This window comes from Methylobacterium oryzihabitans (assembly GCF_004004555.2).
Lineage (GTDB): Bacteria > Pseudomonadota > Alphaproteobacteria > Rhizobiales > Beijerinckiaceae > Methylobacterium > Methylobacterium oryzihabitans.
Genome location: NZ_SACP01000006.1, coordinates 13,025 through 31,458, shown reverse-complemented (window position 1 = coordinate 31,458; position 18,434 = coordinate 13,025). Strand labels below are relative to the sequence as shown.

The 18,434-nt window shown below is 73.1% G+C and carries 18 protein-coding genes; 12 read left to right on the top strand and 6 right to left on the bottom strand.

Annotated elements, in window-relative coordinates:
• Positions 1–131 precede the first annotated feature (131 nt).
• The gene (locus EOE48_RS08005) at positions 132–686 is read left to right on the top strand and encodes a GNAT family N-acetyltransferase (protein WP_127728271.1); all 555 of its coding nucleotides are present in this window, start codon (positions 132–134) and stop codon (positions 684–686) included.
• A gap of 98 nt (positions 687–784) precedes the next feature.
• Here EOE48_RS08005 and EOE48_RS08000 read toward each other — a convergent pair whose 3' ends face one another.
• A complete protein-coding gene (locus EOE48_RS08000) occupies positions 785–1,222 on the bottom strand; it encodes a PIN domain-containing protein (RefSeq protein ID WP_127728270.1) in 438 nt (145 codons plus the stop codon).
• 517 nt (positions 1,223–1,739) lie between these two features.
• Here EOE48_RS08000 and EOE48_RS07995 point away from each other — a divergent pair.
• From EOE48_RS07995 to EOE48_RS07985, 3 genes are all read left to right on the top strand, one after another.
• Positions 1,740–2,372 (top strand): DUF2155 domain-containing protein, encoded by a 633-nt coding sequence (locus EOE48_RS07995; protein WP_127728269.1) that lies wholly within the window; start codon positions 1,740–1,742, stop codon positions 2,370–2,372.
• A 153-nt stretch (positions 2,373–2,525) separates the two neighbouring features.
• Positions 2,526–3,335, top strand: a complete 810-nt coding sequence (locus EOE48_RS07990; protein ID WP_127728268.1) for a response regulator — start codon at positions 2,526–2,528, stop codon at positions 3,333–3,335.
• A 473-nt stretch (positions 3,336–3,808) separates the two neighbouring features.
• Positions 3,809–5,503, top strand: a complete 1,695-nt coding sequence (locus EOE48_RS07985) for a methyl-accepting chemotaxis protein (protein WP_425463635.1) — start codon at positions 3,809–3,811, stop codon at positions 5,501–5,503.
• Position 5,504: 1 nt separating this feature from the next.
• Here EOE48_RS07985 and EOE48_RS07980 read toward each other — a convergent pair whose 3' ends face one another.
• The 3 genes from EOE48_RS07980 to panE form a co-directional block, all read right to left on the bottom strand.
• Positions 5,505–5,840, bottom strand: coding sequence for a hypothetical protein (locus EOE48_RS07980; RefSeq protein ID WP_127728267.1), 336 nt, complete (start codon positions 5,838–5,840; stop codon positions 5,505–5,507).
• Between the two features lie 351 nt (positions 5,841–6,191).
• Positions 6,192–6,704: a hypothetical protein gene (locus EOE48_RS07975; RefSeq protein WP_127728266.1), complete on the bottom strand. Its 513-nt coding sequence runs from the start codon at positions 6,702–6,704 to the stop codon at positions 6,192–6,194.
• Between the two features lie 70 nt (positions 6,705–6,774).
• On the bottom strand, positions 6,775–7,755 hold the full coding sequence (gene panE / locus EOE48_RS07970) for a 2-dehydropantoate 2-reductase (protein WP_127728265.1): 981 nt from the start codon (positions 7,753–7,755) through the stop codon (positions 6,775–6,777).
• 158 nt (positions 7,756–7,913) lie between these two features.
• Here panE and EOE48_RS07965 point away from each other — a divergent pair, with 158 nt between their 5' ends.
• From EOE48_RS07965 to EOE48_RS07940, 6 genes are all read left to right on the top strand, one after another.
• Entirely contained in the window at positions 7,914–9,248 is a 1,335-nt protein-coding gene (locus tag EOE48_RS07965) for a chloride channel protein (protein ID WP_127728264.1), read from the top strand.
• 142 nt (positions 9,249–9,390) lie between these two features.
• Entirely contained in the window at positions 9,391–10,542 is a 1,152-nt protein-coding gene (locus EOE48_RS07960; RefSeq protein ID WP_127728263.1) for a YihY/virulence factor BrkB family protein, read from the top strand.
• Between the two features lie 70 nt (positions 10,543–10,612).
• A complete protein-coding gene (locus tag EOE48_RS07955; protein WP_127728262.1) occupies positions 10,613–11,050 on the top strand; it encodes a hypothetical protein in 438 nt (145 codons plus the stop codon).
• A gap of 60 nt (positions 11,051–11,110) precedes the next feature.
• The gene (locus EOE48_RS07950) at positions 11,111–11,587 is read left to right on the top strand and encodes a MarR family winged helix-turn-helix transcriptional regulator (protein ID WP_127728261.1); all 477 of its coding nucleotides are present in this window, start codon (positions 11,111–11,113) and stop codon (positions 11,585–11,587) included.
• Positions 11,569–13,023, top strand: a complete 1,455-nt coding sequence (locus EOE48_RS07945; RefSeq protein ID WP_127728260.1) for an amidase — start codon at positions 11,569–11,571, stop codon at positions 13,021–13,023. Before EOE48_RS07950 ends, EOE48_RS07945 begins: the two co-directional genes overlap by 19 nt.
• Before the next feature lie 132 nt (positions 13,024–13,155).
• Positions 13,156–13,506 (top strand): hypothetical protein, encoded by a 351-nt coding sequence (locus EOE48_RS07940; protein ID WP_127728259.1) that lies wholly within the window; start codon positions 13,156–13,158, stop codon positions 13,504–13,506.
• A 306-nt stretch (positions 13,507–13,812) separates the two neighbouring features.
• Here EOE48_RS07940 and EOE48_RS07935 read toward each other — a convergent pair whose 3' ends face one another.
• Positions 13,813–15,624: an IlvD/Edd family dehydratase gene (locus tag EOE48_RS07935; protein ID WP_127728258.1), complete on the bottom strand. Its 1,812-nt coding sequence runs from the start codon at positions 15,622–15,624 to the stop codon at positions 13,813–13,815.
• Positions 15,625–15,836: 212 nt separating this feature from the next.
• On the opposite strand from EOE48_RS07935, the gene EOE48_RS07930 reads away from it, so the two are divergent.
• Together EOE48_RS07930 and EOE48_RS07925 are read left to right on the top strand one after the other, a co-directional pair.
• Positions 15,837–16,043 carry a hypothetical protein gene (locus EOE48_RS07930; RefSeq protein WP_127728257.1) on the top strand — a complete coding sequence of 69 codons (207 nt, stop codon included), beginning with the start codon at positions 15,837–15,839 and terminating at the stop codon, positions 16,041–16,043.
• A gap of 308 nt (positions 16,044–16,351) precedes the next feature.
• Positions 16,352–17,530 carry a pyridoxal phosphate-dependent aminotransferase gene (locus EOE48_RS07925; protein WP_127728256.1) on the top strand — a complete coding sequence of 393 codons (1,179 nt, stop codon included), beginning with the start codon at positions 16,352–16,354 and terminating at the stop codon, positions 17,528–17,530.
• Here the strand turns inward: EOE48_RS07925 and EOE48_RS07920 are convergent, their stop codons facing one another.
• Positions 17,531–18,370 (bottom strand): DUF1206 domain-containing protein, encoded by an 840-nt coding sequence (locus EOE48_RS07920; protein WP_246154043.1) that lies wholly within the window; start codon positions 18,368–18,370, stop codon positions 17,531–17,533.
• Positions 18,371–18,434: the final 64 nt, after the last annotated feature.

The window sequence follows — 18,434 nt, the reverse complement described above, 5'->3', positions numbered from 1 at the left end:
CCCTGCTGCATTGCACCATCCGCGTCACGGAGCCGGAGAACCGGCCGGACGCCGCCGGCGCCGCGACGCCGGCCGGGGGCGGAGGAAGGGACCAGGGACGGCCGAACGACAACAAGAACGGAGCCGACACCATGTCCGACTCGAATCCCGACTGCGTCATCCGACGCCTGTGGCCGAGCGATCGCGAGGCGGTCCAGGCGCATTTCCGCCGCCTCGACGGCGCGAGCCGCTTCCAGCGCTTCTTCGGCGCCGTGAGCGACGACGGCGCCGCCGCCTACGCCGCCCGGTCGCTGACCGGCGCGGGACTCGTCTACGGCGCCTTCGCGGGCGGGACCCTGCGGGGTCTCGGCGAGTTGCGGCCGGCCGGCGGCGCCCGTCTCGGCCCCGAGGCCGAGGCCGCCTTCACGATCGAGGCGCCGTTCCGCGGCCGCGGCCTCGGCACCGCGCTCGGCCGGCGCGTCGCCGAGGCCGGGCGCAATGCCGGGGTGCGCCGGCTCCACATGCGGGTGCTGCCCGGCAACCGGCCGATGCGGGCGCTGGCGCGCGGGCTCGGCGCCGAGTTGCGCAACGCCGGGCGCGAGACCCACGCGGTGCTGGCGCTCGCGCCCGCCACGATGCTGTCGCTGTGGCACGAGGGCTGGAACGGCCTGTTCGACGCCGTCCTGGCGATGACGGCGGGGCGCTAAGCAGATTTCGCAAGAGTGGTTGCCGGTTTTGCGACAAAAATCTGCGGCAAAACAGAGACCTAAGCGGACGAAGCGTTGGCTTGCCGACGCAAGGCCGCTTAGCCCCCGACGTCCGGCGGCAGGCCGGCGAGGGGGTTGAGGGCCGCGACGCCGGTCGCCGCGAAGCGGTCGGGGTCGCGGGTCAGCACGGTCAGGCCGCGGGCCCGCGCGGTGGCGGCGACGAGCAGCGCCGGCAGCGGGGCGGCCTCCGGCATCTCGGCGAGGCGGGCGGCGATCAGCGCCACCTCCGCATCGACCGGCACCAGTCGCGGGCCGAAATCGCGCAGCAGCGCGTCGCGCAGAGCCTCGATCGCCAGGGCCCGCGGTTCCGCCCCCGCGCGGCGCAGCGCCATGAGGCCGCGCTCCAGTTCCATGAGGGTGATGGCGCTGAGGACCAGCAGGCGGTCGTGCCGCTCCATCCAGGCGATCACGTCCGAGGCGGCGGCGCGCTCCTGCGGATCGAACAGGGACACGAGCGAGGTGTCGATGAGGTACATGGGTCGCAGCCGGCCTCTCCCTCGGAGCGGCAGGGAGGACGCCGCCACTGTGCGCCCGGGTCTGTAGCACGGTCGGATCGGGCGGCGGAAGGGCGTGGGCACGGCACCGCGCCCTCGGCGGTTTCCCGAAACCCCGGCACGGATTCCGCAACGGTCGCCCGGGGGCGACGCGACCGTCCGCGGTCGGCGCGAGGCTGATGGTCATACGAAATCCGATTGATCGCCCGGCGATCCCTTCGGGATCGTGGCGACTGCTGAGCAATCGCTTCGCGATGCGGATTCCGGCTTCGCTCATGCGCCGCGCAGGCTGGGAAGACGGCATCCGGAAGTGATCGTCCGGATTCCGTCTCCCCCTTGAACGTCGTGCTCGAAAAATCCTTCCGCCGACGACGGAGGCCGGGCGACACAGCCGGAATCGGGGTCTTCGGGTGATGGCCTTGAACTCCGCCCTTTTTCCACCACCCTTGTTGGTTCTACGGCGAGTCCCGTGACTGCTCCGAGGGTTGGGCCGAGCCGCATGACCGTCCGTACCGCCGCGCGCGCCGGCCTTCTCGCCGCCCTCTGCGTCGCCTCGACGGCGGCGCTCGCCGACAAGATCCGCAACCCGACCGCGGTGTTCTCCGGCCTCGACAAGATCACCGGGCGCATCGTGTCGTTCGAGGTCGCGGTGGACGAGACCGTGCAGTTCGGCGCGCTCCAGATGACGCCGCGGGTCTGCTACACCCGGCCGCCGACCGAGAGCGCCAAGACCACCGCCTTCCTGGAGGTCGACGAGGTCACGCTGGAAAACAAGTACCGGCGCATCTTCACCGGCTGGATGTTCGCGTCGAGCCCGGGCCTGCACGCGATCGAGCACCCGATCTACGACGTCTGGCTGGTCGACTGCAAAGGCGGCACCGACATCGTGGCGGAGCCGAAGGAGCAGGAGGACGCGCCGGTGGCGGCCAAGCCCGAGCGCAGGCGCCGGGAGCAGGCCCAGCGCGGCGAGGACACCCGCCCGGCCCGCACGGTCAACCGCGAGGGACAGGTCGATGTGGCGCCGCTGCGCGGCACGCCGGTCCAGCCGCGCCAGTCGCCGTCGCGGCGCTTCTTCCCGACCAACGACGGCCCGTTGCCGCTCAACGCCGACCCGAACGCGGTCCCGCGCTGAGGCGCGGCGCCTGCCCCTGGGAAAGACCAGTCGAAGACCGGCGGCGCCCAAGACGATCGCGGCGTCTCTGCGTCGAGACGGCAACGAAACGTAAGGGCAGACGGCGTATCACGGCGGGATGACCCGTGCGCCGCCGCGAACGAGACCCGCCGCATGACCGATCCCCTGGCCGTCCTGATCGCCGAAGCCGACGGCGCGTCGCGGCAATCCGTGGCGGCCATGGTCAGGAGCGACGCCCCGGGCACCGCCGTGACCGAGGTCGGGGACGGCCCCGCGTTCGAGCGCGCCCTGGCCGCGCCGCCCGACGTGATCTTCCTCGACGTGACGCTGCCGGGCCTGAACGGCGCGTCCCTCGCCGAGTGGCGCCGGCAGGCCGGGGCGGGCAAGGTCGTGGTGCTGTTCTCGGACCTGCTGTCGCCGCACTGGCACACCACGGCGGCGCGGCTCGGGGTCTACGACGTGCTCATCAAGCCCCTGACCGGTCAGCAGATCCACAACGTGCTGGCGGCGGCCCGGGTGATCCGGCGCCCCCTGAACCTGCTGGTGGTCGACCCCAACCGCGCGACCCGCTCGGTGATCCGGCGGCTGCTCGACCAGAGCCATTTCTCGTTCGGCATCGTGGAGGCGGAGAGCGGACGCCGGGCGCTCGACCTCGTCGCCGGCCAGAGCTTCGACCTCGCGATCGTCGATACCGGGCTGACGGATTGCCCGGCCCTGGAGGTCGCCTGCCAGATCGAGGCGCGCCGGCCCGGGATCAAGCTCATCCTGATGGGGGTCGGCCTCGCGGGGCAGACCCGGCGGCTGAGCGCCTTCGGCGTCTCGGGCGTCCTCAGCAAGCCGTTCCAGTTCATCGACGTGGACCAGACGATCCACGCCGCCTTCGGGCTGTGGCACCCCTACCTCATCAACGCGCTCCAGGCCGACCGCACGAGGCGCGCCCGGGCCGTGGGCGAACCGGCCTGACCGCGGCCCGGCGGACAACCGGCCGGGCACGCTCCACCGGCTCCGAGTCCGGCCGCCCGCCTCGGATCCGGGCACAGGCGCGGTCTCTTCCGGCCGTGCGCGCCCGGTCGCCGAGGATCCGGCACGTCATCGATGTCGAACCTCAACCTTTGATTGCATTTTGATCCGAAAAGTTGTGACACCTCGTCGCCTCCGACACGCCGACGACTTCCGCTCACCGCTGCGTCGCGCCGCAAGATCGATCGAATGCTGCAGCGTTCACAGAATAGACGACGATCTCCGTGAGACACTCGCAGGTCGGAACCGTCCCGCCCTTAAAGCAACGTAGACGATCGCCAGGATAAGCTGTCGCGGGTCCGGCCGGATAGCGTAGGGCGACGCCGTCCGGACTGCTTGCGCAGCCTCTCGACCGATGCGGGACATGGATCGAGCAGAGTGCGAGCCGGACGGACCCGGAACGAGGGAGAGGTGCGGTGAGACGGCTGGCCCTGAGCAACATGCGGATCTTCGTGAAGGCGTCGCTGCCGGTCGGCCTTCTCCTGGCGGCGCTGGCCTGCCTGTGCGGCTTCGCGGTGACGCGGATGACGCGGATCGCCGACACCTACGCGGGCGTGATCGAGCGCGACGTGGCGGCGGCGCAGGCGGCGATGACGGTCGAACTCGACCTCGCACGCTACGGGGCGATTGCCAACCGCATCGTCTCGGAGAGCTCGATGTCGGAACTCGACGCCCTCGAGAAGCAGACCAAGGCGATGGCCGCGTCGCTGCCGGACCACCTGAAGGCGCTGACCGCCCTGATGCCGGCGGCGCAGGCCCGCAGCGAGGCGGTGCAGGCGCGGTTCGACCGCGCCTTCGAGGCCACCGACGAACTCATCACCAAGACCTTCGGCAGCCAGCAGGATCAGGCGCTGAAGATCGCCCGCGAGCAGGTCGATCCGGCCCTCGCCGAGGCCGGCCGGCTGCTGGCGGCGATCGTCACCGAGGCCGACGCCACCGTCCGGCGGGCGACCGCCGACGCTGCGGCGGCGGTCGAGACGGGGCGGCGGACCACGCTGGCGGTCGCGCTCGGCGTCGCCGCCGCGGCGGTGCTGCTGGCCTGGCTGATCCTCCAGGGCGGCGTCGCCCGCCCGGTGGTCGCCCTCGCCCGCACGATGGAGCGGCTGGCGGCCGGCGACGAGGCGGCGCCGATCGCCGGCACCGGGCGGCGCGACGAGGTCGGGCGGATGGCGCGGGCGGTGCAGGTGTTCCGCGACAACCTGATCCGCACCCGCACCCTGGAGGCCGAGACCGCGGAGGCCCGGCTCGGCGCCGAGGAGCAGCGCCGGACCGGCATGCGCCGGATGGCCGACCGCTTCGAGGCGGCAGTGAGCGGCGTCGTCGAGGCGGTGTCGGCCCGGGCCGGCGAGATGCAGGCCGCCGCCCGGTCGATGACCGCGACCGCGACCGAGACGGCCGGGCAATCGGCGGCGGCGGCGGCCGCCGCCGAGGACGCCGCGGCCAATGTCGGCACGGTGGCGGCGGCGGCCGAGCAGCTCGGCAGCTCGGTCCAGGAGATCGGCCGGCAGGTCTCCGGCTCGGCCGGCCTCGCCCAGGCGGCGGTCGGCGAGGCCGAGCAGACCGCGCGGCTGGTGCAGCAGCTCAGCGCCACCGTGGCGCGGATCGGCGACGTGGCGACGATGATCTCCGGCATCGCGAGCCAGACCAACCTGCTGGCGCTGAACGCCACCATCGAGGCGGCCCGGGCCGGAGAGGCGGGCCGCGGCTTCGCGGTGGTGGCCGCCGAGGTCAAGGAACTCGCCACCCAGACCACCCGGGCGACCGAGGAGATCGGCGGGCAGATCGCCCAGATCCAGGGGGCGACCGGTCAGGCGGTGACGGCGATCGGCGGCATCGGTGCGCGCATCCGCGAGATCAGCGGCGTCGCCGCCTCGATCGCGGCGGCGGTCGAGGAGCAGGGCGCCGCGACCCAGGAGATCGTGCGCAACGTCGCCCAGGCGGCAACCGGTGCCGGCGCGGTGACGAGCAACGTCGGCGGCGTCGCCCTGGCGGCGGAGGCGACCGGGACCGCCGCGGCCCAGGTGCTCGATTCGGCCTCGGCGCTGTCGCGGCAATCCGAGCATCTGAGCCAGGAGGTGGCGCGCTTCCTCGACAGCGTCCGGGCGGCGTGACCTACCCGGCGAGGCGGCGGTTGCAGGCGGCGTAGTAGCCGCCGCCCTTCTGGGTCCAGCGCAGGCCGCCGTTGCCGGTGCCGGCGGCCCGGTTGGCGCGGTAGCGCTCGAGGCAGGTCCGCCGCCGGGCCTCGCCCTCCGGGAGGGCGGCGTGGCGCGGATCGACCGCGTCGGGCAGGACGAGGGGCGTCGCCGTCGCCGGGGCCGGACGCACCGGCCGCGACGGATAGTTCGACGCGAACGGGTTGGTGACGAGACCGCCCTGGGCGAGGGCCGGCGCGGCGAGCCCGAGCAGCAGGAATGCGGACCCGAGCATCCGGCGGAGCGGGGCAGGCATCGTCAACGGGGTCCTCGAACGGCAAAAAGGCCCGCCGGACTCACCGGCAGGCCCGAGAAGGCAGGGTCCACGTTCCAGGGTTGGCGGAGGTCGAGGGGGCACGTCACAAGGCCGTCTCGGCACCGTGCCCGTCAATCCGCCCTGGAGCCACTATCCCTGTCGGAAGTGGTCCGGTGGCGTGTCCTGGTCACCGGCATTGGTCTGCGTCGCGTGAGAGCTGCGGCCCTGATGTCTCATGGCTTGCCTCCTCGAGTCCGACTCGACGAGGAGGATGCTGCGCCCGCGGCGCGACCGGGTCAAGCGGGTTGTCGAGCCGGCTCGCGAATCCGTGAGACCGTGTTGCACCGCCCCTCAGGCGACGTGCAGCACCGCGTCCTTCACCACCCGGGCGACGATCTCGCAGGAGAGTTCGGCGGCGTCGCAATGCGTCACCTGCCGGTCGGCGTGGTCGTGGTCGAGGCGGGGGTCGCAGGCGCTGGCGAGGAAGTAGCCGGCATCGGTGATGCTCATGACGTAGACGTCCGAGCGCTCGCCGGTCCGGCGGTTGATGAGCATGAACTGGGTGTAGGCCTGCTCGAAATCCGGCCGGCCGCGAAGCGGCGGTCCGCGCTCGACCAGCACCCCGTGCGGGGCGAGCTGCGCCGCCGCCTGTCCCAGCACCTCGGCGGCGATGCCCTTGAGCAGCGCGACGTGGCGGGCGTCCTCGAGGGTGAGCGGAGCGTCGTCCCGGGGCGGCCCGGCCCCCTCCGGCGCGCCCTCGTGCCGGCGGCGGCGCTGCTCCTCGAAGAAGTGCCCGAAATCCGGCAGCGCCGTCTGCTGGCACCGCGGCGGTGCCGCCGCGGCGATCGTGTCGCTCTCCGCCATCGCCCGCGCTCCGCGTCCGGTCCGACCGCGGGAGCTTAACCCAGCGGCGCGGGCCGGCAAGCCGGGCGGATCATCCCTCGCGGGCGCGGCGGGCCTCGTAGGCCTTGAGGTGGATGTAGGCGGTGGTGAGGTGCGGCAGCGCCGCCCCCGGATCGCCGGCGCGGCCGCGGCGGATGAGGTCGCCGACGACGTGGTCGGCCTCGATCCGGTTGCCGGCCGAGAGGTCGCGCATCATCGAGGCGGTGGCGGGCGAGCCTTCGGCGGTCAGCATCGCGCGGCCGTTCTGCGCCACCTTCTCGCGCGGGGCGTGGCCCGCCGCGGCGGCGATCGCGCGGCATTCCTCGAACAGGCCGAGCATCCACTCGCGCCCGCCCGGCGCCGCCACGATGTCGCCGACCGAGGTCCGCATCAGGCAGGTGCCGGCGGCGAGCGCGGCGAGAAACACCCACTTCTCCCACATCTCGAGCAGGATCCGGTCGCTCGGCCGCGCCTGGAACGCGACGCCCTGCATCAGGGCGGTGACCGCCGCCATCCTGTCGGGCCTCCCGCCCGTGTCGGGCGTCCCGCCCGAAACGCCGGGCTTATCCCCCGGACCGGCGCGCTCGCCGAAGGTGAGGCTATGCAGGTCGGTCATCCGCACGATCTCGCCGGCCTCGTTCACCGTGCCGGCGATGGCGCAGGAGCCGCCGAGCACCCGGCCGGGGCCGAAGCGGGCGTCGAGGAGGTCGAGATGGGCCATGCCGTTGAGGATCGGCAGCACCGCCGTCTCCGGCCCGACCGCCGGCGCCACCGCCTCGACCGCGCCGGCGAGGTCGTAGGCCTTGCAGCTCAGGAGCACGAGGTCGTAGGGCCCCCCGAGGCCGTCGGCCGTGACGGTGCGGGGCGACGGGATCCGCAGCACGCCGTCGGGGTTGCGCACCACCAGCCCGTCCGCGGCGAGCCGCGCCGCCCGCGCCGGCCGGACCAGGAAGGTCACGTCGCGCCCCGCCTCGGCCAGCCGCGCCCCGAAATAGCCGCCGGTCGCCCCGGCCCCCACCACCAGCACCCGCATCGTCGGTCTCCCTCCCCGTGGCGCCCGCGGGCGCCGGGGCATTGTCGGCCGAACGCGGCCGGATGGCGAGGCCGGCCTCCCCTGCGGCGACGCTTTCGGCCTTCGCAACCGGCGCCCTTTCGGCCAAGGTCGCCCCGGCATCGCGAGCGGGTTGAGGAATGGGTCGGGTTCGGGATCTCGTGCAGCGCGTCACCGGCTCGTCCCGGGCGCTCGCCGACCAGTGGCTGCGGCGCGGGCTGTTCCTCGCCGGCGGCCTCGCGGTCGGCGGGGCGGCGGTGCTGATGGCCAAGCTCGCCGACGGGGCGCAGGCTTCGTTCCGGGCGGTCCTCGCGGTCTCGCCCTGGATCGCCCTGGGCCTGGCCCCGCTCGGCTTCGCCGGCGCGGTCTGGCTCGCCCGCAATGTCTTTCCGAACTCGCAGGGCAGCGGCATCCCGCAGGTCATCGCCGCCCGCGAGATCGAGGATCCGGTCCGGCGCCACGCTCTCGTCTCGCTGCGGGTGGCCTTCGGCAAGATCGTCGTGATGACGATGGGCCTGCTCTGCGGCGCCTCGATCGGGCGCGAGGGGCCGACGGTGCAGGTCGGGGCGGCGCTGATGGCCGCGGCCGGGCGGCTGTCGCCCGAGCGGCTGAGCGGGCTGCTCCTCGCCGGCGGCGCGGCCGGGGTGGCGGCGGCGTTCAACACGCCGCTCGCCGGCATCGTGTTCGCGATCGAGGAGCTGAGCCGCAGCTTCGAGTCCCGGACCTCCGGGCTCGTCGTCACCACGATCATCGCGGCGGGCCTCACCTCCCTCGCGCTGGTCGGCGACTACTCGTATTTCGGCCGGACCGCCGCCCGGCTGCCGTTCGGGGCCGACTGGCTCGCGGTGGCGATCTGCGGCGTGAGCGGCGGACTCGCCGGCGGGCTGTTCAGCCGGATCGTGATTGCGTTCGGGCGCGGCCTGCCGGGGCGGGCCGGGGCCTGGATCGCCCGCCATCCCGTCGCCTTCGCGGCCCTGTGCGGCCTCGGCGTCGCCGGGTGCGGGCTCCTCACCGGCGGCCACGCCTACGGCACCGGCTACGAGCAGGCGCGGGCGCTGCTGCACGGCACCGAGCCGGTCCACGAGGGCTTCGCCCCGGCGAAGTTCGCCGCGACCGTGCTGTCCTCGGTCAGCGGCATCCCGGGCGGGCTGTTCGCCCCCTCGCTCGCCGTCGGGGCCGGGCTCGGGGCCGAGGTCGCCCGGCTGTTCGCCGGCACGCCGCCCGGGGCGCTCGTGCTGATCGGGATGGTGGCCTACCTCGCCGGCACGCTGCGGGCGCCGATCACCGCCTTCGTCATCGTCTCGGAGATGACCGAGACCCACGCGATGATGATCCCGCTGATGATCGCAGCCCTCATCGCCGACGCGACCGCGAAGCTGATCTGCCCGCACGGGCTCTACCACGCACTCGCCGCCCAGATCGTGGCGCAGGCCGCGCCCGACACCTCCGCCCGGGACCTGCCGCAGCGGCCGTAACCCTTTGACCCAGCGTCGCTTCAGCGGACGGGCGCGCGACCGTCCGGCCGGAACGACTCGCCCCGGCGCGACGTTGTGACCACGACCGCCCACGCTTGCCGGTCGACGCTTGCCCGTGGTCCTCCGCAGAAGGTGCCCGACCATGCCCGATTCCCGGCCCGGCCCCGCCGCGCCCGCGACCTCGCTCCTGTGGACGGCCTTCCTCGGCCTTGCGCTGGTGCGCCTCGTGACCGCCCGGCGCCCGGCCGCCGCCGAGGCCGCGCCGGACCCGACCCGGCATCTCGGCCAGGGCGCGCGCTCCTATTCGGGCCGTCCGGCGCAATGGGTCGCCGACACCGAGGAGAATCGCGGCCGCAAGGCCGAGACCCCGACCGAGATCCCGGCCAAGGGCTGGAAGGACATCCTCTACCGGGTCTACGTCGAGTTCCAGAAGGACCGGGTGCTCTCGGTCGCGGCCGGCACGACCTTCTACACCCTGCTCGCCATCTTCCCGGCGATGGCCGCGCTGGTGTCGCTCTACGGCCTCGTCGCCGACGCCGCGACCATCAACGACCACCTCGCGATGCTCCAGGGCGTGCTGCCCTCGGGCGCCCTCGACATCCTGGGCGAGCAGGTCAAGCGCATCACCGCCAAGGGCAACACCACGCTCGGCCTCACCTTCTTCACCAGCCTCGCGATCTCGCTGTGGAGCGCCAACGCCGGCGTCAAGGCGATGTTCGACGCCCTCAACATCGTCTACGAGGAAGAAGAGAAGCGCAGCTTCGTCCAGCTCAACCTGCGCTCGCTGGCCTTCACCCTCGGCGCGCTGCTGTTCGTCGTCACGGCGCTGACCGGCATCGTGGTGCTGCCGGTGGTCCTCAACTTCATCGGCTATTTCGGCATCAGCATCAGCCCGTCGGCGTGGTACATCGCCCTGCTGCGCTGGCCGATCCTGCTCGCGATCCTGCTGTTCGGCCTCGCCCTGCTCTACCGCTACGGCCCGAGCCGCGACCTGCCGCGCTGGCGCTGGATCACCCCGGGCAGCGTGGTCGCCGGGGTGGTGTGGCTCGTCGCCTCGATCGGGTTCTCCTGGTACGTCTCCAACTTCGGCAACTACAACGAGACCTACGGCTCGCTCGGCGCGGTGATCGGCTTCATGACCTGGATCTGGATCTCCTCGACGATCGTGCTGATCGGCGGCGAGATCAACGCCGAGATCGAGCACCAGACCGTGCGCGACACCACGGTCGGGCCGGAGACGCCGCTCGGCACCCGCAAAGCCCGGATGGCCGACACCGTGGGGGCGCCGGCCTGACCGGCGCCCGTTGCGCGTCTTCATGTCCTGAACGACAGTCTCCGGTGCCGCTCGGCGCCGGAGATCTGTCATGTCCTATGGACCGACCTGGAACTCGATGTTCTGCTTCCCCGTCTTCTGGCCCTTCAGCGGGTCTGTGAGCCAGGATCTGGCACCGGACATCACCTACACCGTGCCCGAGATCGAGAAGGCGATCCTCGCCAGGGTCGGGAGCTACGGTCACCAGATCGGCATCATCTCCGACGCCCTGGAAGCTGTGATCGCGCGACTGGATCAGGCCCCGGAAGGCGCGTCGCCGCCGGTCATCCGAAGCCTTGATGCCGATGGAGGCAAGGATCCCGTGGCCGAGTTCAGGACCCTCGTGAAGGAAGTGAAGGCGGCCAAGGCGGAGTACCGCGCCGCGTCCCCACGCGACGCGGCCCTGCGGGATGCCGCGCATGCCCTCGCACGGCTGAAGACGGTGGATCCGGACGGCTACAGGTCTCTCGCGGCTGCCCTTCCACGATGAGGCGGGGACGATCCGCGAAGCGTGGTGGCGCCGCAATGGTTCCGATATAAACTATCTCGCATGGAGCCGCTGCCGACCCCCGATCCCGCCGCCGACGAGACGGAGCCGCTGCGGGTGTGGTTCCGCTTCCTGCGCCTGCACCGGCGGGTCTCCGCCGCCATCGCCGGGGAGCTGCGGGCGCTCGGCCTGTCGATCCCGCAATTCGACGCCCTGTCCACCCTGTCGGAGCAGGAGGGGCTGACCCAGCAGGATCTCGCGGCGCGGCTCTACGTGACCAAGGGCAACGTCTCGGGGCTGGTCGAGGCCGGGCTGGTCGAGCGCCGGGCGAGCCCCGCCGACCGGCGCTCGCACGCGCTCCACCTCACGCCCGCCGGCCTGTCGCTGGCGGAAGCCGGCATCGCCGCCCAGGCGGCCTATGTCCGCCGCACCCTCGGGCGGCTGCCCGAGCGCGACGTCGCCGAGCTCGACCGGGTGGTGCGGGCGTGGCGGGCGGCGGCCCGCGACGACGAGGAGAGCCGATGCCCGACACCCTCCTGACCCTCGCCGCGAGCGCCCAGCGCCGCCTGCTGCTGGCGCGCGAGGTCTCGGCCGTCGAGCTGCTCGACGCGGCGCTCGCCCGGATCGCGGCGCTCAACCCGCGCCTCGACGCGGTCGTGGCCCTCGATCCGGAGGCGGCCCGGCGTCAGGCCGCCGCCAGCGACGCGCGCCTCGCCGCCGGCACGGCGCTGCCCCTCGACGGGCTTCCCGTCACGATCAAGGACGCCTTCGACGTCGCCGGCCTCGTCTCGACCGCCGGCGCGCCGGCCCACCGCGAACGGGTGCCGGAGGCGGACGCGGCGGCCGTCGCCCGGCTGCGGGCGGCCGGCGCGGTGATCCTCGGCAAGAGCAACGTCCCGCCCTGGTCGGGCGACTTCCAGACCACCAACGCGGTCTACGGCACCACCCGCAACCCCTACGATCCCGAGCGCTCGCCGGGTGGATCGTCCGGCGGGGCGGCGGTCGCGGTCGCCACCGGGATGAGCGCGGTCGAGCTCGGCTCCGACCTCGGCGGCTCGATCCGCTGGCCGGCCCATGCCTGCGGGCTGTTCGGGCTCAAGCCGAGCTGGGGGCTGGTCTCGACCCGCGGCCACGTCCCGCCGGAGCCGGGGGCGACCCGCGAGGGCGACCTCGTGGTCGCCGGGCCGCTGGCGCGCTCGGCCGCCGATCTCGGCCTCGTTCTCGACGTGGTCCTGGGGCCGGCCGCGCCCGACGGCCTGCGCCCGCGCCTCGACCCGCCCCGCCGCACCGCGCCGGAAGGCCTGCGCGTCGCCGTGATGGCCGCCGCCGGCTTCGCCCCGGCGGCTTCGGCCGTGAGCGGGGCCGTGACCGAGGCGGCGGATCTCCTGCGCCGGGCCGGCGCCCGGGTCGACGAGGCCCGTCCGGCGATCGACCTCGCCGAGAACTTCCGGCTGTTCGCGCTCCTCAACCACGCCCTCGTGGCCGCGAGCCTGCCGCCGGCGATCCGCGACCGGATCGCGGCGCGCGCCCGGGATTTCTCCCCCGACGACGACTCGCATCCGGCGCTCCAGGCCCGCGGCGCCCGGCTCGACGCCGCGACCTACGGCGCGCTCCAGACCCGGCGGGCGGCGATCCACGCCGCCTGGACAGCGTTCTTCGCCGATCACGACGTGCTGCTGTGCCCGCCGGCGCCGGTGCCGGCGATCCCGCACGACCACGGGCCGGACCTGCACGCCCGCCGGCTGTCGGTCGACGGCGCGGCGCATCCGTATTTCGACCTGCTGAAATGGCCCTCGCTCGCGACCCTCAGCGGCCTGCCCGCCGCGGTGGCGCCGGTGACGCGCGATCCGGCCGGCCTGCCGGTGGGCGTGCAGATCATCGCCGGGCCGGGGCAGGACCGCACCGCGATCGCGGTCGCCGGGATGCTGGAGGCCCTGGGCTGCCGCTACGTCCCGCCGCCGATCCTCACGACGTGAGGCAGATCCTCACGACGTGAGGCAGATCCTCACCGCCTGAGCCTGTCGGACTTTGGTCCGGGGGTCCGGCGACGGACACCGGAGCGCCCGCCGGAGTTGTCCCCCGTCCGGACGCCCGGAGGAGACAGACCGATGCGCAGCCTCACCCTTGCCGCCCTCGCCGTGCTGGCGGGCGCCGTCCCCGCCCTCGCCAGTCCCTGCGGCCAGCAGATCGCCACGATCGAGCGCCGGCTCGACAGCCCGGGCGCGGCCTCGGTGACGGGCAGCACCGGCAGCACCGGCACCGCGACCGGCTCGCCCCGCGCCCTCCCGGCCCCGCCCGCCGGCCAGCCGAGCGACCCGGCCATGAAGCCCGACGCGGGGAAGATCGGCGAGGCCCGGCGCCTCATCGAGCAGGCCAAGACCCAGGACAAGGCCGGGCAGGACGCCGCCTGCGAGGACACCATGACCAAGGCCAAGGAGATGATCGGCGCGCTGCCGTAGGGTGGGGGCTGTCCGAACCCTCCCCCACCTCTGCGGCGGGGCTGTGCGGGGAAAAGAAGTGGCGCGTCTCCCCTCTCCCGAGTGGGAGAGGGGCCGGGGGTGAGGGTGGCTCGGGTTCCGAGATGGACTCCCAGCGTCGAGCTGCGCAGCTCGACGGCCCAGAGTCATTGCGGAACCGGCTCCACCCTCACCCCTACCCCTCTCCCACCCGGGAGAGGGGATCCCGCGCTTGATTCCGAAAGGGATTTTTCCCTGGCCGTCGTGCCGCAGAGGGAGGGTTCGGGCCGCGCTCCGCCCCTCGCCGCCTCAGTGGTTGTCGCGCGGCGGGCCCATGCTCTGGGCGACGCGCTGGAACGCCTCGGCGCCCTTGAGGATCATGCCCTCGGAGAGCTGGGCCACCATCGCGCGCTGGATCGCCTGCCACGGCGTCTGGCTCGCCGGGTAGGGGTAGCCGCCCCGGGCGCTCAGGTCGTCGCGCCGGCGCTGCAGCTCCTCGTCGGAGAGCAGGATGTCGGCAGTGCGCTTGTTGAGGTCGATGCGGACGCGGTCGCCGTTCTGGAGCAGGGCGAGGCCGCCGCCCGCCGCCGCCTCCGGCGAGGCGTTGAGGATCGAGGGCGTGCCCGACGTGCCGGACTGGCGCCCGTCGCCGATGCAGGGCAGCGACAGCACACCCCGGCGGATCAGCGCGGTCGGCGGCTGCATGTTCACCACCTCGGCCGCACCCGGATAGCCGATCGGCCCGGCGCCGCGCATGATGAGGATCGTGTGCTCGTCGATGTCGAGGGAGTCGTCGTCGAGGCGGTGGTGGTAGTCCTCCGGCCCGTCGAACACCACGACCCGGCCCTCGAAGGCGTAGGGATCCTCGGGATTGGCGAGGTAGCGGTCGTAGAACTCGCGGCTGATGACGCTCGTCTTCATGATCGCCGAGTCGAACAGCGAGCCCTTGAGGTTGAGGAAGCCGGCCCGCTCGCGCAGCGGCTCGCCGTAGGGCCGGATCAGGTCGCGGTCCCAGGTCCGCGCCTCGCGGCAGTTCTCGCCGATGGTGCGGCCGTTGCAGGTCAGCGCCTCGGTGTGGATCCGCCCGGCCTCGATCAGTTCGGAGATCACCGCCGGCAGGCCGCCGGCGCGAAAATACTCCTCGCCGAGATACTGCCCGGCCGGCTGCATGTTGACGAGCAGCGGCACGTCGTAGCCGACCTTCTCCCAGTCGTCGCAGGTCAGCGGCACGCCGATGTGCTTGGCGATGGCGTTGATGTGGATCGGCGCGTTGGTCGAACCGCCGATCGCCGTGTTGGCGACGATGGCGTTCTCGAACGCCTCGCGGGTGAGGATATCGGAGGGCTTCAGGTCCTCCCACACCATGTCGACGATGCGCAGGCCCGTCGCGTAGGCGGCCTGCCCGCGCTCGCGGTAGGGCGCGGGGATCGCCGACGAGCCCGGCAGCGCCATGCCGAGCGCCTCGGCGAGCGCGTTCATGGTCGAGGCGGTGCCCATCGTGTTGCAGTGCCCGGTCGAGGGCGCCGACGACGCGACGATGTCGAGGAACTGCTGGTAGTCGATGTCGCCGGCGGCGTGGCGCTCGCGCGCCTTCCACACCACGGTGCCCGAGCCGGTGCGCTCGCCGCGGCTCCAGCCGTTGAGCATCGGCCCGACATTGAGCGAGATCGCCGGGATGTTCACGGTCGCCGCCGCCATCAGGCAGGCCGGCATGGTCTTGTCGCAGCCGGTGAGCAGCACGACGCCGTCGAGGGGATAGCCGTACAGCACCTCGACCAGCGACAGGTAGGCGAGGTTGCGGTCGAGGGCCGCCGTCGGCCGCTTGCCGGTCTCCTGGATCGGGTGGCAGGGGAACTCGAATGCCACGCCGCCGGCCGCGGTGATGCCCTCGCGCACCCGCTTGGCGAGTTCGAGGTGGTGGCGGTTGCACGGCGACAGATCGGAGCCGGTCTGGGCGATACCGATCAGCGGCTTGCCCGATTGCAGCTCGGTCTGGGTCAGGCCGTAATTGAGATAGCGCTCGAGGTAGAGCGCGGTCATGCCCGGGTTGTCGGGATTGTCGAACCACAGCCGCGAGCGCAGGCGGCCGGCGTCGATGCGTGGGCGTGGCGTCTGGGCCATTGTCGGCCTCCCCTTCTCCCGAGAACGATTCGAAGGACCATGGACCCGGGCGGTGCCGGAAGGCAACACCGGGCGGCACCGCTGCCACGGTGTCGTGTCGCAGGACCAAAGAATCGCGCGCGGGGGTGTCCCCAAGCGGCCGGCAGGGATGCTAAGACCCGCGGCGCACATTCCGGCGAACCACGCCCCGACACACGCCCGAGGACACGCGCATGGCCGACAAGCCCTCCAACCCCCTGATCCCGATTGGCATCGTGGTGTCGCTGCCGGTGCTCGCCTGCCTGCTCATCATGCTGACCGACGACGGCATCGAGCGCTCGCTGCTCTGGGCCGCGGTCAAGGTCGGCCTGCTGCTGATCGTCATCGGCGGCGCGCTGTCCTTCGGCGTCAGCCGGCTGGCCGAGCGCAAGTCGCTCTGAGCGGGTCGCTCCAAGGCGGACTTGGGCTCGCTCCGTCTTCGAACGAGGCGGTGGCTCTCTCCTCTCCCCGTGGGCGGGAAGAGGGCTTGGGATCCTTCCGATTCCACTCTACCTCGTCGTCGATGAAGCGAGCCCAGGCGAAGCCGGAGCGATCCTGACGGATCGCGCTCGCTGCGTCTTCTGAACCGAGACCGCCCTCTCTCCGCCCGCGGGGAGAGGAGATCGCGCACCACCCGGGTTTGCGCACCCGCAAAAAGCACGACAACACGACGGGCCACGCCCGCACCCCACGCCGAGGAAACCCCGCCATGCCGCAGGTCGTGCCCGCCTTCTCCCGTATCGGCGAGGAGAACGCCTTCGCGGTCCTGGCCCGGGCCACGGCCCTCGCCCAGGCCGGGCGCGACGTCATCAACCTCGGCATCGGCCAGCCCGACATGCCGACCCCGCCCCACGTCGTCGAGGCGGCGATCAAGGCCCTGCGCGACGGGCATCACGGCTACACCCCGGCGACCGGCATCCTCCCCTTGCGCGAGGCGGTGGCCCGCGACCTGAAGGCCCGGCTCGACGTCGAGGTCTCGCCCGAGCGCGTGATGATCGTGCCCGGCGGCAAGGTCACGATGTTCATGGCGATCCTGATGTTCGGCGAGCCGGGCTCCGAGATCCTGTATCCGGACCCAGGCTTCCCGATCTACCGCTCGATGATCGAGTTCACCGGCGCGACCCCGGTGCCGGTGCCGATCCGCGAGGAGAACGGCTTTGCGTTCTCGGCCGAGGAGACGCTCGCCCTCATCACGCCGCGCACCCGGCTGGTGATCGTCAACTCGCCGGCCAACCCGACCGGCGGCGTCACCCCGAAGGCCGAGATCGACCGGCTGGTCGCCGGCCTCGCGGCGCATCCCGGCGTGGCGATCCTGTCGGACGAGATCTACGGCACGATGACCTACGACGGCGAGCGCCACCACACGCTGCTCGCCTATCCGGAGATCCGCGACCGGCTGATCTACCTCGACGGCGCCTCGAAGACCTACGCGATGACCGGCTGGCGCCTCGGCTGGTCGGTGTGGCCGGCGCCGCTCTACGACGCCGCCCGCAAGCTCGCGGTCAACTCGTTCTCCTGCGTCAACGCCGCGACGCAATGGGCCGGCATCGCCGCCCTCGACGGGCCGCAGGACTGCGTCGCCGCCATGATGGCCGAGTTCGACCGCCGCCGGGCCCTGGTGGTCGAGGGCCTGAACCGGCTGCCGGGCATCTCGTGCATCACGCCGAAGGGCGCGTTCTACGCCTTCCCGAACATCGGCGGGACCGGCTGGAAGGCGAAGGCGCTGGCCTCGGCGCTGCTGGAGGAGGCCGGCGTGGCGACGATCGGCGGGCCGGATTTCGGGGTCCACGGCGAGGGCTACCTGCGGCTGTCCTACGCCAACTCGGCCGAGAACATTGCCCGCGCCCTGGAGCGGATGGGCGCGTTCCTGGATTCCAACCGGCGCTGATCAGCGCCGGCCCGCCAGGGCCTCGCGGGCGTCGTCGAGATCGGGCGGGTCGATGCGGCGGTAGCGGGCCTGGATCAACCCGAACGCCCCGAAGGCGGCGAGCCCGGCGGCAACGAGGCCGAGCAGCACCCAGCCATAGGGTTGCAGCCGCAGGGCCTGGAGCGCGCCGCCGAGGCCCTTCACGTCGGCCGAGCGGCTCTCCCAGGCCGCCGCGATCAGGAAGCCGCCGATCAGCCCGAAGGTGACGCCGCGGGCGGCGTAGCCGAGGCGGCCGACATGGACCGCCCAGGTGCGGGCATCGACCGGCAGGGCGAGGCGGCGGACCACGTCCCCGCGCCACGCCTTGACCAGGAAGGCGCCGCCGGCCGCCACCACCCCGAGGCCGATCGCCGCCACCGCCCAGCGCCCGAACGGCTGCTGCAGGAGCCACGCGGTCCAGTCCCGGGCCGCCCGGTCCTCGTCGCCGGCGAGTCCGCCGAACCCCGCCACCGCCCGCCCGACCGACAGGGCGAGGGAGCCGTACAGCACGGCGCTGAGCAGGTGGCCGGCCCGGGTGGCGAGGCCCTTGGCCGAGCGGCCGTGGCGGTCCGCGTCGGTGACCGCCTCGATCAGGCGCCACAGAGCGAAGCCGGCGAGCCCAACCGCGACGAGGCCGAGCAGAATCCAGCCGAAGCGCCGTTCGAGCAGGGTCAGCAGGGCGCTGCGGCTGCCGCCGGCCTGTCCGCCCTCCCCGATCGCCGCCAGGACCGCGAGGCCGCCGACGAGGCAGTAGGTCAGGCCGCGGGCGCCGTAGCCGGCGCGGGCGACGAGTTCGAGCACGGAGCCGCCGGATTTCAGCACGGTCGCCTCCGGCGGGCAGGTTCGTCCCCCTCGCGGGCGGCGGTTGGCGTCACGGCAGGTCCTC

Coding starts and splice junctions, on each gene's coding strand:
- EOE48_RS07990 (WP_127728268.1), top strand. CDS start 2,526: ATGACCGATCCCCTGGCCGTCCTGATCGCCGAAGCCGACGGCGCGTCG.
- panE (WP_127728265.1), bottom strand. CDS start 7,755: ATGCGGGTGCTGGTGGTGGGGGCCGGGGCGACCGGCGGCTATTTCGGG.
- EOE48_RS07940 (WP_127728259.1), top strand. CDS start 13,156: ATGCGCAGCCTCACCCTTGCCGCCCTCGCCGTGCTGGCGGGCGCCGTC.
- EOE48_RS07945 (WP_127728260.1), top strand. CDS start 11,569: ATGCCCGACACCCTCCTGACCCTCGCCGCGAGCGCCCAGCGCCGCCTG.
- EOE48_RS08005 (WP_127728271.1), top strand. CDS start 132: ATGTCCGACTCGAATCCCGACTGCGTCATCCGACGCCTGTGGCCGAGC.
- EOE48_RS07995 (WP_127728269.1), top strand. CDS start 1,740: ATGACCGTCCGTACCGCCGCGCGCGCCGGCCTTCTCGCCGCCCTCTGC.
- EOE48_RS07930 (WP_127728257.1), top strand. CDS start 15,837: ATGGCCGACAAGCCCTCCAACCCCCTGATCCCGATTGGCATCGTGGTG.
- EOE48_RS07950 (WP_127728261.1), top strand. CDS start 11,111: ATGGAGCCGCTGCCGACCCCCGATCCCGCCGCCGACGAGACGGAGCCG.
- EOE48_RS07955 (WP_127728262.1), top strand. CDS start 10,613: ATGTCCTATGGACCGACCTGGAACTCGATGTTCTGCTTCCCCGTCTTC.
- EOE48_RS07965 (WP_127728264.1), top strand. CDS start 7,914: ATGGGTCGGGTTCGGGATCTCGTGCAGCGCGTCACCGGCTCGTCCCGG.
- EOE48_RS07975 (WP_127728266.1), bottom strand. CDS start 6,704: ATGGCGGAGAGCGACACGATCGCCGCGGCGGCACCGCCGCGGTGCCAG.
- EOE48_RS08000 (WP_127728270.1), bottom strand. CDS start 1,222: ATGTACCTCATCGACACCTCGCTCGTGTCCCTGTTCGATCCGCAGGAG.
- EOE48_RS07925 (WP_127728256.1), top strand. CDS start 16,352: ATGCCGCAGGTCGTGCCCGCCTTCTCCCGTATCGGCGAGGAGAACGCC.
- EOE48_RS07960 (WP_127728263.1), top strand. CDS start 9,391: ATGCCCGATTCCCGGCCCGGCCCCGCCGCGCCCGCGACCTCGCTCCTG.
- EOE48_RS07980 (WP_127728267.1), bottom strand. CDS start 5,840: ATGCCTGCCCCGCTCCGCCGGATGCTCGGGTCCGCATTCCTGCTGCTC.
- EOE48_RS07935 (WP_127728258.1), bottom strand. CDS start 15,624: ATGGCCCAGACGCCACGCCCACGCATCGACGCCGGCCGCCTGCGCTCG.